This is a genomic window from Morganella sp. BCCO 40_0007 (assembly GCF_032989665.1).
GTDB classification, from domain to species: Bacteria; Pseudomonadota; Gammaproteobacteria; order Enterobacterales; family Enterobacteriaceae; genus Morganella; species Morganella sibonii.
On sequence record NZ_JAVBIN010000011.1, the window covers coordinates 41868 to 54202 of the forward strand.

Here is a 12335-nt window from a genome sequence, read left to right on the forward strand (position 1 = left end):
GATGAAAAGGATAATTATCAGTGCATTAATGATTTTCAGTTTTTCGGTTTACGCACAGCCGGGCGAAGAAGACGGCGCTATCCACGATGAACTGCGGCAGGTCATTGGTACGGTGGAAGCAGCGATCAACAGCGGCGATTATGACAAAATGCTGCCGGTGATGAGTGAAAACCTGCGTGCCACCCCGATCACCCAGGAGTTTATCTCCGGCAAAGCGGCGATAAAACCGTATTTTGAATCCTGGTTCGGGCCGGATAAGTTTCTGAAAAAACTGAATATCAGTTTTAACGCCGATGTGGTGACTGAATTATCCCCGGATAAAACCTGGGGTGTCGCCTATGGTAAAGGGATGGAAAAATATCAGCTCAGCGATGGCCGGACCTATGATTTTCCGACCCGCTGGACCGCGACGGTTGCGCTTGAGGACGGTGCCTGGAAAATCCGCACTATTCATATCGGCACCGATTTCACGGATAACCCGCTGCTGAATGAAACCCGTAACGCCTTACAGGGCATGATGTACGGTGCGGGCGGTCTGGTGATTGGTCTGCTGGCCGGTATTGTGTTGTTCCGCCGTAAAAGTACGGTAAAACCGGCGGCAGAAACCGAAAAGAAATAATGATTTAATAAATCATAAGGTTATGTGAGTCGTCGGGTAACGGGCAGATAAACGAAAAGCATGCGCGTCATGGATGACGCGCCTGAGCGTACAGGGATGTATTTACAGCGACTTTTCGTTTTGCCCGTTATCAGACGTTTCACGGACTGACAGAAATCACCGTCTTTTTTCTTCCGGCGGAAATACAAAATCCAGATCTGCCGGTGCTCCCATCTGTGGTGCAGGCCGCACGCCATAGCGCCACATAGTGAAATAGACACGCCAGAAAGTCGGACGCGGCTGGTCATCCACCAGCGACGGCAGTTCATACCACGGTGCCTGCGGGTGCTGGTGGTGAGCGAGATGGCAGTGATAATTCAGCGCCAGCCAGCGGGAAACCGGCAGTACCTTCAGGTTCCACGCACCGTTCATCACATCGCGGGGACTCCAGGCGTGATCCGCATATTGCAGTGCTGACCAGTGCAGCGCAAAGGCCCACAGGCAGAGCAGATAACCGCTCACACTTAAGTCCAGCACCCAAAACAGCAATGCCTGCCAGAGAAATGCACCGAGCAGTTCACTCCAGATGGTCAGCGGCGGCAGTTTTGCCAGTTCCGGGACTTGTGAGCCGAATCCCAGCGCCGGTGCGATTTTGGTGACAAACACCCGGGAGCGGTAGACGCCCGGTGCAATAAACCAGATCAGATTACCCAGCAGCACACAAAAATAGTACAGTCCGAGCAGATTTCCGCCGTACATCCAGATATTACGCAGCCAGCGCGGCTGACCCGGCAGATAATAATCATACAGCTCTTTATCTGTCCGGTTATTTTTATGGTGATTCAGGTGTGCGCGGCGTTGCAGGGTAAAGGAGGTCGGAAATGCCCATGCGGCAATAATCCCGATAGCCCGGTTACCGGCGGCAGAGCGGGCGGCCACGCCATGTACCGCTTCATGCAGAATGGCAAACGGTATATTGTTGATCAGCATAAAACCGACCAGCGCGGGCAGGGCATAATACCAGGCGAGATGACTGACTCCCCATAAACAGGCCGCTGCTGCGGTCATCGAAAAAACCAGCAGAATACTATTGAGTAAAAGACGCATCAGTCTGTTTTCCTTGTGTTATCTGTCACTACTGCCGGGTTGAATAACCCGGTTTTTTCATGGCGTAACCGGCGGGCATACAGCCGGAAACCCAGATTGGCCGCCAGGCGGATAAAACGGCTGCCCGGACGGCGGAATACCCGGCGCAGAATGGCCGTCAGGCGGTATGTTTCCCGCCAGGCTTCGTGCAGCAGGGATTGCAGGGTTTCCGGTGACATATTTTGCGGCTGAAAAACCACATGTTCGTTGTCATACAGGCTCAGATCCTGCGTGATTAACCGGTTTTTTTCCGCCATCCTCTGCCACAGACGTGTACCCGGCAGTGGTGTGAGGACGGAAAAACGCACCAGATCCAGTCCGAGGCCGGGGATCTGCCGTATCGTGTCACGGATGCTTTCCGGTGTATCTTCATCAAATCCGAGCACAAAACAGCCGAGCGCGGCAATCCGGTTATCGCGCAGCCGCCGGATCTGACGACGGTATTCACTGACCTGGTTACAATTCTTTCCGGTGGCCGTCATGGTTTGCTGACTGAGGTTTTCCAGCCCGATAAGCAGCCCCTCACAGCCGCTGTCACGCAGCGCACGGAATACCTCGTCATCGTCCGTCACGTTCAGCGTCGCCAGTCCTGACCAGCGGATTTTCAGCGGAATCAGTGCACGGAACAGTTCCAGGCTGTACTGCCGGTTGGCATACAGGTTTGGGTCGAGAAATATCCAGCGGCGTTTGCCGCTTTGCTTTATTTCATCAATGACCTCTGCAACCGGACGTGCCGTGCCTTTTCGCCCCCACTGATGTTGCACAGAACAGAATTCACAGGCGAGCGGACAGCCCCGGTCAGCAATAATGGTGGCGATATTCATATAGGCGCGGGGTGGCAGCAGATCACGGCGCGGTACCGGCCCCGGCAGAAAGCCGCGTTCCGGCCGGTGCTGATAGCGCGGCTGCGGATGCCCGTCAGCCATATCCTGTAAAAACTGCGGCCAGATATATTCACCGGCACCGATCAGTACGGTATCCGCATACTGTGCCGCTTCATCGGGCTGCAATGTGGTATGTGCGCCACCCATCGCGGTTCTTGCCCCGCGTTCGCGCCAGTAGTTGCACAGCGCATAAGCCCGGGGAGAGGAGGAGGCCGTGGCGGTGACCACCACGAGATCAAAATGTCCGCTGGTGACGGGCGGGGAAACGCCTTCATCACAGAGGGTCAGTTGTGCATTCAGGTGCGGGGGAACCAGAGCGGCGAGGGTGATAAGTGTCAGCGGGGCATAGCTGATTGCCACGGAAAATGCACTTTTCCGGTAACGGTATGTCCTGTCAAACGGCAAAATCAGTAATATTTTCACCGGTGCTTCCTGCTCCGCAGATGACATATGGCCTTTCACAATGGCACAGCACGCACCGGGACGCACTGTGCCGGATCAAAGATCAGGCCGTAACGACCTCAAGGACAGAGATATAGCATTCTGTCGGGATGAGACGGTTTATTTTCAGTCCGGCTTCAGCCAGCAGTGCTTCAAATTCCGGAATTGTGCGTTCACCGCCACCGGGCAGAATAGCCATACAAAGTATCCCCATACCGTAATGGGCTGACGGGTTGGTTTCCGGATGCACAATGGATTCGATAATCAGCAGTTTACTGTCCGGCTTCATAGCTTTGCGGCAGTTTTTCAGTACGGCGAGGGCATTGGTATCATCCTGATTAAAAATGACTTTTTTCAGCAGATACATATCCGCCGGCGGTACGGATTTAAAGAAATCACCGCCGTTCAGCGACCAGCGGGAATCATCTCCCAGCTGAGACAGATATTTATCTGATACCACATGCGGGCTGTCAAACAGGGTGGCGGTCAGTGTCGGGTCACTGCGCAAAATCCGCAGCAGCAGAGAACCTTCACCGCCACCGATATCGGCGATATGACACGCTGACGGGAAGTTATAAGCACGGGTCACAAAATAGTTTTCCATCTCCGACAGGGCGGACATCCCGGACGGGAAATTATAGCTGTCGTCACGGTTGGGCTTGGTGGCCTGATATTCATAGAAGGTTTTGCCGAACAATTTTTTAAAGTTCAGTTCACCCCGGACCGATTCATTAAGCTGACCGATGGTTGACCAGTATGTATTATCTGTCAGTGTCAGTACCGCATCCCGCTGTGAACAGGGGTGATCCCTGCGGAGAAATTCCGCATCAGGAGAAAGCCGGTAATCATCATTACCTGTGCCGGTGAAAATACCGCTCAGCGCCAGCATCCGCAGTATACGGCGCAGATTATCCGGGTCCGAGCCGGTGCGTTCTGCCAGTACAGCGACAGAGAGCGGGCCGTCAGCCAGATGGTCGGCAATATTCAGCTCTGCCGCAACCCGCAGACAACCGGGCAGCGCCAGCCCGAGGGTGACATTCAGGATACGGATGACGGATTGCTCTTCCGCCGGACTCATCAAATCCGGTTCAGTATAAGACATAGCGGTAACTCCTTTCAGACATGAAATAACAGGACTGGTCAGAGTGCCTGCTGAGGCATACAGCACTCTCTATGTTAAGTGAAACTAAACAATAGAGGGAGGATAGCTCAGCAGCAGGAAATTACCGTATCGGAATATGAAGTATTATTAATTAATGATAAGTGAATCAACTATTCAGTTGTGAATGAATCTGTTTCTGCTGATCCGCAGACCCCGCATCATGCATAACCAGGCGCAGGCCGAAACCCCGATCAGCAGCAGCCACAGGGTGTTTGGCGGAAAGTGTGTCAGTACACCGCCGGTGAGCAGCGGGTTAAAGGCACCGCCGAGCCAGCCGAGGGATTGTGCGGAAAAGTAACTGGATTTCATGCCGTCGGGAGCAATGTTGTCGATCAGCATATATTCTCCCGGCGCATAAATCAGTTCGCCGAGGGTAAAGACAAAAGCAGCTAATCCCCAGAAGACAAGATTACTGCCTGACATCATAAATCCGGCGAGTCCGCCCATAAAAAAGAGAGTACCGAGTGTCATCAGTTTTTGCAGGTTTTCCGTGCTGATCCGGCGGCCGACCATGTATTGCAGTGAAACCACAACGGCAGCATTGACCGGCAGAACCACACCGATCACCTTTTCAGCCAGCGTGGAATCAGCCACTGTCAGAACATACTGGGAAATACAGGCGGAAAACGAACCGAACACCAGTGAGCCCATAAAGGCAGACAGCGTGAACCAGAGCAGCGCTTTATCATGCAGCATCACAGAAGGCTGCCAGGCAGTGCTGTTGCTGCCGGAGGCGGAAGGCGGCACACTGCGGACAAAGCGCTGAATAAAGAATATCGGAAATGAGGCGGTACAGGCTGCCAGCCAGAACGGCAGATCGGCGCTGTACATCAGCAGTCCGGTACCGATTGGCGGGCCGACAGTCCAGCCCATATTGACGAAGGTATAGTTCAGGGAAAAAACTTTGGTTTTACGTGCGGGCGGCAGTGTATCGGCGAAATAGGCTTTCAGCACTGTGGCAAATACAGAATAAGCGCAGTTAATCAGTGAAAAGAAGACGACGACCAGTGCGATATTGTGTGTCAGCGGAATGGCAATAAAACCGGCGATATAAACCACAATTGCCATCAGCATATAACGCTTTTTATCAAATTTATCGGCAATAATGCCAAAGCCAAGGCTGAACAGTACTCCGGTTGTCAGGGCAACCGTCAGCGCAACCCCCACCTGATCTACCGCCATGCCATACTGACGGCTGAGATAAATCGCCATAAACGGGATAGTGGCACCCCGTCCGATAGTAATTAAAAATGAGGAAGCGAGCAGAGCAATAGTGGAACGGGTGGCGGCTTGCATGGTGACATTCTCAGTGTTTTTATTTTAATTGTAATATTCACGTAATCAATATCATGCAAATCCGGCGCTGTACAGTGCCTTCAGGTCGTGGCAGCACAGTGTGCACCGGTCTTTTTCGCAACCCGTCTGAAACCATATTGACCGGCGTTAAACTGTCCGCGAAGTTCTGTCAGTTTTTTTATCTTCTGTCTCCGCTTTATAAAGAATAGTCCTGGTTAGTAATACCCGGGTTTTTTATACGCTATTATTTTCTGCGGATGACAGCGGTATTTTTATACCGGAAAAAACATTAAAAATGTGTCACCGGGTACCGGCAGATAGTGTTGTTGTCTTTATTTAAGGCAGAAAAAAATTTGTTTTGTTTCCGGCATTGAGTCAGGAGTCAATATTTTAACAAGGGGATATCAATGCGGGGTTTTGATGAAATATCCGGTCAATACAGCGATTTTAACTCTCCGCTCAGCGACGGGGAATTTTTTGCAATACCGGCGGAAGCTGATTTACCGGAAGGTGTAAAACCGGTGATTGATATATCTGCCGGGCTGTGTATCGGTTATTTGTACGGGATGAATCAAACTTATCATCTTTATGATATCAGAGGACATTATCAGGCGATGTATGTGTTACCGCAGGGATCAGCATTATTTGCCCCGCTGGATCTCCTTCTGGTCAGTGGTGTTGTGACTGAACCGGACGGGCAGGCCGCTTTTCTGACACGTAACGGTACGACCAGGATAGTCCGCAGCGGCAGTTCAGTACTGAATATACAGATGATCCCGTCACTGAAGAGCAGGCTGAATCCGGATAGTTCAGAAAAGGTAAAATATTCGCTTCCGGCAGCTCGTGCCATGGCAGACAAAAAACGTTATATTCCTGATTATATTATAAAAACAACTATTAAAGATGGTGAAAAAACTAAATTAACCACAGAAAAAAATGAAAAAGACCCGCTTATCTGTTTGCTGAAAATTAAAAAATACAGTCATAACGGGCAGTATCAGGATATAAATCTGAGGGTTATTTTTGATGCAGGGAAAAAAGTGATAAAAGAATTTAACTATTAAATGATGGTTAATTTGCCGGCGGTGATGACTGTTACACATCACCGTTATTTTCCCGTATTACTTAATATAAGAATCCAGCACCTTCAGGACAATATCCAGGTCACCCTGACGCTTTTCCTCATCTTCCTCATGGACCACGTGTTCAATCAGATGGCCTTTAATTACTTCCCGCATTAACCCGTTTACCGCACCCCGGATAGCCGCAATTTGTTGCAGTACGGCGGAGCACTCGTGTGGTTCATCAAGCATTTTTTTCAGTGAGTTGACTTGCCCCTGAATTTTACTGGCGCGGTTCTGAAGTTTCTGTCTGTCCCTGATGGTATGTGACATGGCAACCCCGTGAAATAAGGTGAAAAGAAAGTGACTGGCAAAATAGTAGCATCTCCTTGGTACAAAGAGGTAGTGTAATTATACTGGGGGGGAGTATACTGCGGTTATGCTTTCTTCATTATGAAAACAGGGAATACACGTCATGACTGATTTTTCCGCTCTGTTACAGCAGGGTAATGCCTGGCTTTTTATTCCCGGCGCGATTGCGCTGGGCGCGTTGCACGGCCTGGAGCCGGGCCACTCAAAAACCATGATGGCGGCTTTTATTATTGCGGTAAAAGGGACGGTCAGACAGGCAGTGATGCTCGGCCTGGCAGCGACGTTATCACATACGCTGATTGTCTGGCTGATTGCTCTCGGCGGGATGTATATCAGTACCCGTTTTACACCGGAAGTGGTGGAGCCATGGTTGCAGATGGTATCAGCGGTGATTATCCTGGCAACCGCATTCTGGATGTTTATGCGGACATATCGCGGTGAAAAAAACTGGCTGACGGAAATGCAGCAGGAAAATCATACGCATCATCATCACGACCACGACCATCACGACCACGACCATCATCACGATCATGACCATCATCACGACAACCATCATGATGATGAATATCAGGATGCACACGCCAGAGCGCATGCGCATGAAATCAAAACCCGTTTTACCGGCGGTAAAGCCACAAACAGCCAGGTATTACTGTTCGGGCTGACCGGAGGGTTAATTCCGTGCCCGGCGGCGATTACGGTTCTGCTGATTTGTCTTCAGCTGAAAGCTTTTACTCTGGGGGCAACTATGGTGCTCAGTTTCAGTATCGGGCTGGCACTGACACTGGTTACCGTCGGTGTGGTGACTGCTGTGGGCTTACGCCAGGTCAGCCGCCGCTGGCAGGGGCTGAGCGATATTGCCCAAAAAGCACCGTATTTCTCAGCGGCGCTGATTGCACTGGTCGGGCTTTACATGGGGATTCACGGCTATATGGGGCTGGCAGAGTGATATCATTGCTGTGCTGTATTTTGAGATAAATAAAAAAGAGCTTGCCGGATAACAAAATATATGGCTTAATATCGGCATTGGTTTGGAAGTACAGACCTATTTATGTCAGTCCGATTTTAAGTTGTTCTCCGTCAAGCGTTATCCAAGATACCACTTCATAGCGAATTCCTTCTGATAGTTCCCATAAGTAAAAACGTAATCAAACCGCTTATATGCCCTACGGCAACAAAAATTTATTAAAGGAAATTCAATATGTCTGCAACAATTACTGGTACCGTAAAATGGTTTAACGATGATAAAGGTTTTGGCTTTATCACTCCTGCTGACGGCAGCAAAGACGTGTTTGTTCACTTCTCTGCAATCCAGAGCGACAACTTCAAATCTCTGGCAGAAGGCCAGCAGGTTTCTTTCACCATCGAAAATGGTATGAAAGGCCCGGCTGCGGCTAACGTGGTTGCACTGTAATCACTGCTGCTCAGGCACAGATTTTAAAAACCTCACTCCGGTGAGGTTTTTTTATGTCCGGAAAACAGACAGTGGCGGAAATAAGAAAAATATGAATATAATTTGCTCATAATTTAAGGGGTAATTTATGTCTCAAAATATTTATGATGATCCGGATTTTTTTGCCGGTTATGCCACGCTGCCACGTTCCGCAGAAGGGCTGGATGGTGCACCGGAATGGGCTGCTATGCAGGAATTGCTGCCGTCGCTGACCGGAAAATCGGTTATCGACTTGGGCTGCGGGTATGGGTGGTTCTGCCGCTGGGCAAGAGCAGAGGGAGCAGCCCGGGTAACCGGTTTTGATCTGTCAGAGAAAATGCTGGCCAAAGCGGCGTCGATGACCTCTGATTCGGAGATTACCTACCTGCGGGCTGATCTTGAGACATTATCATTACCTGCCACACAAAGTGATGTGATTTACAGCTCTTTGGCGCTGCATTATGTGCACGATATCCCTGCACTCTTTGCTGCGCTGTATCAGGCTCTGGTCCCTGGCGGTAATCTGGTTTTCTCCGCAGAACACCCGATTTATACAGCTCCCGTTATTCAAAACTGGTGTACTGACAGTGCCGGTAATAAAGCCTGGCCGGTCAATCAGTATCAGCAGGAAGGCGTCAGGCTCAGCAACTGGTTTGCTGACGGGGTGGAAAAACAGCACCGGAAATTATCCACCTGGATAAATATGCTGATTGCCGCCGGGTTTGAAATCCGCGGGATAAATGAGTGGGGACCATCAGCAGAACAAATTGCCGCCAATCCGGCACTGGATGAAGAAAAAGAACGGCCGATGATCTTTCTGCTTAGTGCCCGCAAGCCGGAATAACGGCAGACGGGCAGATTTACTCCGGCTATTGCATACTTACCTGAAAAATATCCCAATAATTTTTGTAAGAGCGATAGCTTATACAAACCGGTGTTTGTGAAATATGAGCAATATTCAGTAATTCGATAATAGGAGGAAGGCGGGCTGAAAAACTCCACAGATTACTTGCGGGATATAAATTTTGATGTATATCTCTCAACTGAAACCGATAATATCCATCATTATCTATTGCCGTACTATGAACATAATAGCCACATTTATCTGTAAAGACCTCAGAGTTTGCAGTAAACGTAACAGCTGAAAATAAGATAAAAATGATACTGTTAAATTTTTTTTTCATTTTCTGTATATCCTGCATGTAAGTATTAATTATTTATTAAGTAATCATCAAACATTCTGGTGATAATATATTCATTATTTTTTTCATAATATTGCACACATAGTTTTTTATTCAGGATATATGCGGTTTTAATGTAGTTGTATGAATGACTATTTAATGGTAATAAAAAACCAGCATGTTTTCCGAATAAGTATTCGTAATCATTTTTTTCATCATATATAAATAGGGTGATTTTATAATAACTACCAGTTTGAATGTGTCCTTTTATACTCAGTCTGCATTTTGTTTTATCCTCTGCCCGTTCATTGGAATATGCTGGATTTATAAAAATTGAAGTTAATATGCAAAATAAAAAAACTTTTATTTTCATTTTGAATTTCTCAATAATAAATGATAGTTTAATGGGTATATGTCAAAGCATAGTTAATATACATAAATTGATTTTCAGGGAAGAACGTTTTTTCACCTAAAATACTAAGGCTATAAAATTTATGGTCGTCAATTGAATGATCACTGCTGCGTGTTTTTTTATCAGGAATATAAAGTGCGTAAAGACAAAGCTCATGAATGTTAACACTTCTGTAGGGTTGAGGTTCGTTCTGCATATTACCCGCTCGGTATGAATATTTAAAGATTCCACTTCCCGGCATGGCATATAATTTTTTAAATTCCTTGCTTATCATACCCCAATCATTAGTGAGTTTTTTATATTCCGTGCCAAACATTGAGACATCCGGATTAACAGATTTAAGATGATTACTGTTCCATTCCATGATGGCGGGAAATCTTATGGACTCTGAAGTGAATAAAATTAACTGAAGTAATGATTTTTTTAATTCGGATTCATTGTTTGTATTATTACCATTATTTTCATGATGATTATTCAGTGTGATTATTGCATTTTTTAACGAATTATGATTGATTTTTATTGATTCTCTGCTTGGTGAATTTTTCTCTAGGTCTGAATAATTTCCTGAAAAATTAAGTGTGTATGTAGTAAGATCTTTAACATCAATTAATGTATCTTCTTTAAATCGATAGTATTTTTCTTCTATTTCCTCTTTTCCATTCTTTTCTTTCTTTTTATTGGTAATGAATCCGAGAAGGTAAGCATTTCTGGCATTATATACCAGACTAATGAAGGTGGATTTTTTTTCATCTGAATGTATTTTTATTCTGTACAGTTTGTTTTCTTTTTCAGATATATAAACATTTTTGCCATATCCTGAACTGTGGTCACTCAATTCGGATCTGAGCTTTCGGATTGATTCATTATATTTAAGATTGTTACTGTAATCAAAGTCATCATTTATTGGCGTGATGTTGAGCTCTGCATAAGCATGAAAATAAAAGCAAAATATAATTATAGCCATTATTTTTTTCATGGTGGTATTCCTGTTGGGTATTGTTAAAATATATCATTGCATACTGACAGAGTATATTGTCCAAAACCAGCGACTGGTTGAGTAATTTATGCATAAAGGTGTCTGAGATAAATGTGCACTATTAAGCATTTCAATGATAATAAGGTCTGTAGCTGAAAAGCTCCAATCCTGACTTCCGTCAAAATTATTTCCTCCTTTATCAACTAATTTAAATCGATAGTCAGAGTTTTGATCAACATATGTTTCCTTTATATATGCACCACATCTGTCAGTGAATGTCTTAGCAAAACTTAGCTGCGAAAACAGGAATAAAAAAATTGTTATTGAAATAAAAGATAGTTTTCTCATATAGATCCCTTTCGATTTTTAAAAATTATTGTGAATAGTCGTGTATACTCAGTATCGTGTTAGTTGTTATTTGATCGTTGACTCTGGAGATATATTTAACGCATAGTGGTTTATTATACAAATAAGCAAATTTAATGAAATTAAATACTGTGGTAGTTGGCGGAAGGGTAAATGAAAGGTGAGGGCCGAGTGGTTTCCTTTTGTTCGTATTAGAATCAAGCTGCTCCAGTGTTATCCGGTGCTCATTGCCACGCATCATTTTTGTTACAAATACATTGCAGATAGTATTGTCAGACTCTTCAGCTGAAATGTACTGTACAGGTAGTAAAATAAAACATGCATATATTAATATTTTTTTTATGGACATAAATCCCTCTCGTTAATTTATAAGATATGAGGTTTATAATACTGATAATATTTTATCAGTATGACCGGGATTTTTTAAAAATAAATAACAATATTTATTGGGAGCGTTTTATAATTTTAATTTATATTTTTTTATCAGTACAAACAGACCGGCAACTGCCGCGAGGATAAGGAACCAGGCCAGGTAAGTATGCAACGGCAGGGCAAGGATTGCGGCGCTGATAAAATATCCGGCAGACACAATAACACTTCCCCATATTGCCCCGCCGAAAATATTCAGCACAAAAAATTTCAGCGGGTTAATACCTGCGGCACCGATAATTACGGGGCCGATCGTTCTTAATCCGTAAGCAAAACGGACTCCGATAATGACCAGATTTTCTCGGCGGTGAATAATCCGTTGCAGGCGGGTTATTTTGTCTGCGTGTTTATGAATACGGGGCAATATCCGGTTTCCGGCAAAATAGCCGATCATGAACAGAAGATTGTCACTGATAATCCCGCCCAGTGCGGCAGCCAGCATCACTTTCGGGTAGGATAATAACTGATGGTGTGCTGCGATGCCGGATAAAAATGCGGCGGTTTCCCCTTCGATCATTGTACCGAAAAAGGTTGCCCAATAGCCGTATTCTGAAATCCAGTGCGACAGCAATGTATCCATCA

At 46.2% G+C, this 12335-nt stretch carries 15 protein-coding genes; 5 read left to right on the top strand and 10 right to left on the bottom strand.

Annotation, left to right across the window (positions count from 1 at the left end; genetic code table 11):
- The first annotated feature begins 1 nt into the window (after position 1).
- Positions 2–619 (top strand): YybH family protein, encoded by a 618-nt coding sequence (locus R5268_RS14065; RefSeq protein WP_317419712.1) that lies wholly within the window; start codon positions 2–4, stop codon positions 617–619.
- A 156-nt stretch (positions 620–775) separates the two neighbouring features.
- On the opposite strand, the gene R5268_RS14070 is transcribed toward R5268_RS14065, so the two are convergent.
- The 4 genes from R5268_RS14070 to ydeE all read right to left on the bottom strand — a co-directional run bounded on the left by R5268_RS14070 (position 776) and on the right by ydeE (position 5527).
- The gene (locus R5268_RS14070; RefSeq protein ID WP_317419711.1) at positions 776–1705 is read right to left on the bottom strand and encodes a fatty acid desaturase family protein; all 930 of its coding nucleotides are present in this window, start codon (positions 1703–1705) and stop codon (positions 776–778) included.
- Positions 1705–3051: a B12-binding domain-containing radical SAM protein gene (locus R5268_RS14075; protein WP_247719094.1), complete on the bottom strand. Its 1347-nt coding sequence runs from the start codon at positions 3049–3051 to the stop codon at positions 1705–1707. The genes R5268_RS14070 and R5268_RS14075 overlap by 1 nt, the downstream gene beginning before the upstream one ends.
- An 82-nt stretch (positions 3052–3133) precedes the next feature.
- Positions 3134–4171 carry a methyltransferase gene (locus R5268_RS14080; RefSeq protein WP_317419710.1) on the bottom strand — a complete coding sequence of 346 codons (1038 nt, stop codon included), beginning with the start codon at positions 4169–4171 and terminating at the stop codon, positions 3134–3136.
- 174 nt (positions 4172–4345) lie between these two features.
- Positions 4346–5527 (bottom strand): efflux MFS transporter YdeE, encoded by a 1182-nt coding sequence (gene ydeE, locus R5268_RS14085; protein ID WP_218454301.1) that lies wholly within the window; start codon positions 5525–5527, stop codon positions 4346–4348.
- 407 nt (positions 5528–5934) lie between these two features.
- Between ydeE and R5268_RS14090 the strand changes: the two genes are divergently transcribed.
- Positions 5935–6591 carry a hypothetical protein gene (locus R5268_RS14090; protein ID WP_317419709.1) on the top strand — a complete coding sequence of 219 codons (657 nt, stop codon included), beginning with the start codon at positions 5935–5937 and terminating at the stop codon, positions 6589–6591.
- A 57-nt stretch (positions 6592–6648) separates the two neighbouring features.
- Here R5268_RS14090 and rcnR read toward each other — a convergent pair whose 3' ends face one another.
- Positions 6649–6921, bottom strand: coding sequence for a Ni(II)/Co(II)-binding transcriptional repressor RcnR (gene rcnR / locus R5268_RS14095; RefSeq protein WP_004238006.1), 273 nt, complete (start codon positions 6919–6921; stop codon positions 6649–6651).
- Positions 6922–7063: 142 nt separating this feature from the next.
- Here rcnR and R5268_RS14100 point away from each other — a divergent pair, with 142 nt between their 5' ends.
- The 3 genes from R5268_RS14100 (at position 7064) to R5268_RS14110 (ending at position 9233) form a co-directional block, all read left to right on the top strand.
- Positions 7064–7906 (top strand): nickel/cobalt efflux transporter, encoded by an 843-nt coding sequence (locus R5268_RS14100; RefSeq protein ID WP_317419708.1) that lies wholly within the window; start codon positions 7064–7066, stop codon positions 7904–7906.
- Positions 7907–8158: 252 nt separating this feature from the next.
- Positions 8159–8371 (top strand): RNA chaperone/antiterminator CspA, encoded by a 213-nt coding sequence (gene cspA, locus R5268_RS14105; RefSeq protein WP_046894884.1) that lies wholly within the window; start codon positions 8159–8161, stop codon positions 8369–8371.
- A 127-nt stretch (positions 8372–8498) separates the two neighbouring features.
- Positions 8499–9233: a class I SAM-dependent methyltransferase gene (locus R5268_RS14110; RefSeq protein WP_317419707.1), complete on the top strand. Its 735-nt coding sequence runs from the start codon at positions 8499–8501 to the stop codon at positions 9231–9233.
- A gap of 25 nt (positions 9234–9258) precedes the next feature.
- Here R5268_RS14110 and R5268_RS14115 read toward each other — a convergent pair whose 3' ends face one another.
- The 5 genes from R5268_RS14115 to R5268_RS14135 all read right to left on the bottom strand — a co-directional run bounded on the left by R5268_RS14115 (position 9259) and on the right by R5268_RS14135 (position 12333).
- On the bottom strand, positions 9259–9573 hold the full coding sequence (locus R5268_RS14115) for a hypothetical protein (RefSeq protein WP_317419706.1): 315 nt from the start codon (positions 9571–9573) through the stop codon (positions 9259–9261).
- A gap of 25 nt (positions 9574–9598) precedes the next feature.
- Positions 9599–9943: a hypothetical protein gene (locus R5268_RS14120; protein ID WP_218454297.1), complete on the bottom strand. Its 345-nt coding sequence runs from the start codon at positions 9941–9943 to the stop codon at positions 9599–9601.
- Between the two features lie 28 nt (positions 9944–9971).
- Positions 9972–10958: a ribosome-inactivating family protein gene (locus tag R5268_RS14125; RefSeq protein WP_317419705.1), complete on the bottom strand. Its 987-nt coding sequence runs from the start codon at positions 10956–10958 to the stop codon at positions 9972–9974.
- A 33-nt stretch (positions 10959–10991) separates the two neighbouring features.
- Positions 10992–11306, bottom strand: coding sequence for a hypothetical protein (locus tag R5268_RS14130; protein WP_317419704.1), 315 nt, complete (start codon positions 11304–11306; stop codon positions 10992–10994).
- Positions 11307–11781: 475 nt separating this feature from the next.
- Positions 11782–12333, bottom strand: a complete 552-nt coding sequence (locus R5268_RS14135; protein ID WP_317419703.1) for a DedA family protein — start codon at positions 12331–12333, stop codon at positions 11782–11784.
- Positions 12334–12335: the final 2 nt, after the last annotated feature.

Excerpts from the sequence above, each read along its gene's own strand:
- R5268_RS14065 (WP_317419712.1), top strand. The coding sequence starts at position 2 with ATGAAAAGGATAATTATCAGTGCATTAATGATTTTCAGTTTTTCGGTT.
- R5268_RS14070 (WP_317419711.1), bottom strand. The coding sequence starts at position 1,705 with ATGCGTCTTTTACTCAATAGTATTCTGCTGGTTTTTTCGATGACCGCA.
- R5268_RS14080 (WP_317419710.1), bottom strand. The coding sequence starts at position 4,171 with ATGTCTTATACTGAACCGGATTTGATGAGTCCGGCGGAAGAGCAATCC.
- ydeE (WP_218454301.1), bottom strand. The coding sequence starts at position 5,527 with ATGCAAGCCGCCACCCGTTCCACTATTGCTCTGCTCGCTTCCTCATTT.
- R5268_RS14090 (WP_317419709.1), top strand. The coding sequence starts at position 5,935 with ATGCGGGGTTTTGATGAAATATCCGGTCAATACAGCGATTTTAACTCT.
- rcnR (WP_004238006.1), bottom strand. The coding sequence starts at position 6,921 with ATGTCACATACCATCAGGGACAGACAGAAACTTCAGAACCGCGCCAGT.
- R5268_RS14100 (WP_317419708.1), top strand. The coding sequence starts at position 7,064 with ATGACTGATTTTTCCGCTCTGTTACAGCAGGGTAATGCCTGGCTTTTT.
- cspA (WP_046894884.1), top strand. The coding sequence starts at position 8,159 with ATGTCTGCAACAATTACTGGTACCGTAAAATGGTTTAACGATGATAAA.
- R5268_RS14110 (WP_317419707.1), top strand. The coding sequence starts at position 8,499 with ATGTCTCAAAATATTTATGATGATCCGGATTTTTTTGCCGGTTATGCC.
- R5268_RS14115 (WP_317419706.1), bottom strand. The coding sequence starts at position 9,573 with ATGAAAAAAAAATTTAACAGTATCATTTTTATCTTATTTTCAGCTGTT.
- R5268_RS14120 (WP_218454297.1), bottom strand. The coding sequence starts at position 9,943 with ATGAAAATAAAAGTTTTTTTATTTTGCATATTAACTTCAATTTTTATA.
- R5268_RS14125 (WP_317419705.1), bottom strand. The coding sequence starts at position 10,958 with ATGAAAAAAATAATGGCTATAATTATATTTTGCTTTTATTTTCATGCT.
- R5268_RS14130 (WP_317419704.1), bottom strand. The coding sequence starts at position 11,306 with ATGAGAAAACTATCTTTTATTTCAATAACAATTTTTTTATTCCTGTTT.
- R5268_RS14135 (WP_317419703.1), bottom strand. The coding sequence starts at position 12,333 with ATGGATACATTGCTGTCGCACTGGATTTCAGAATACGGCTATTGGGCA.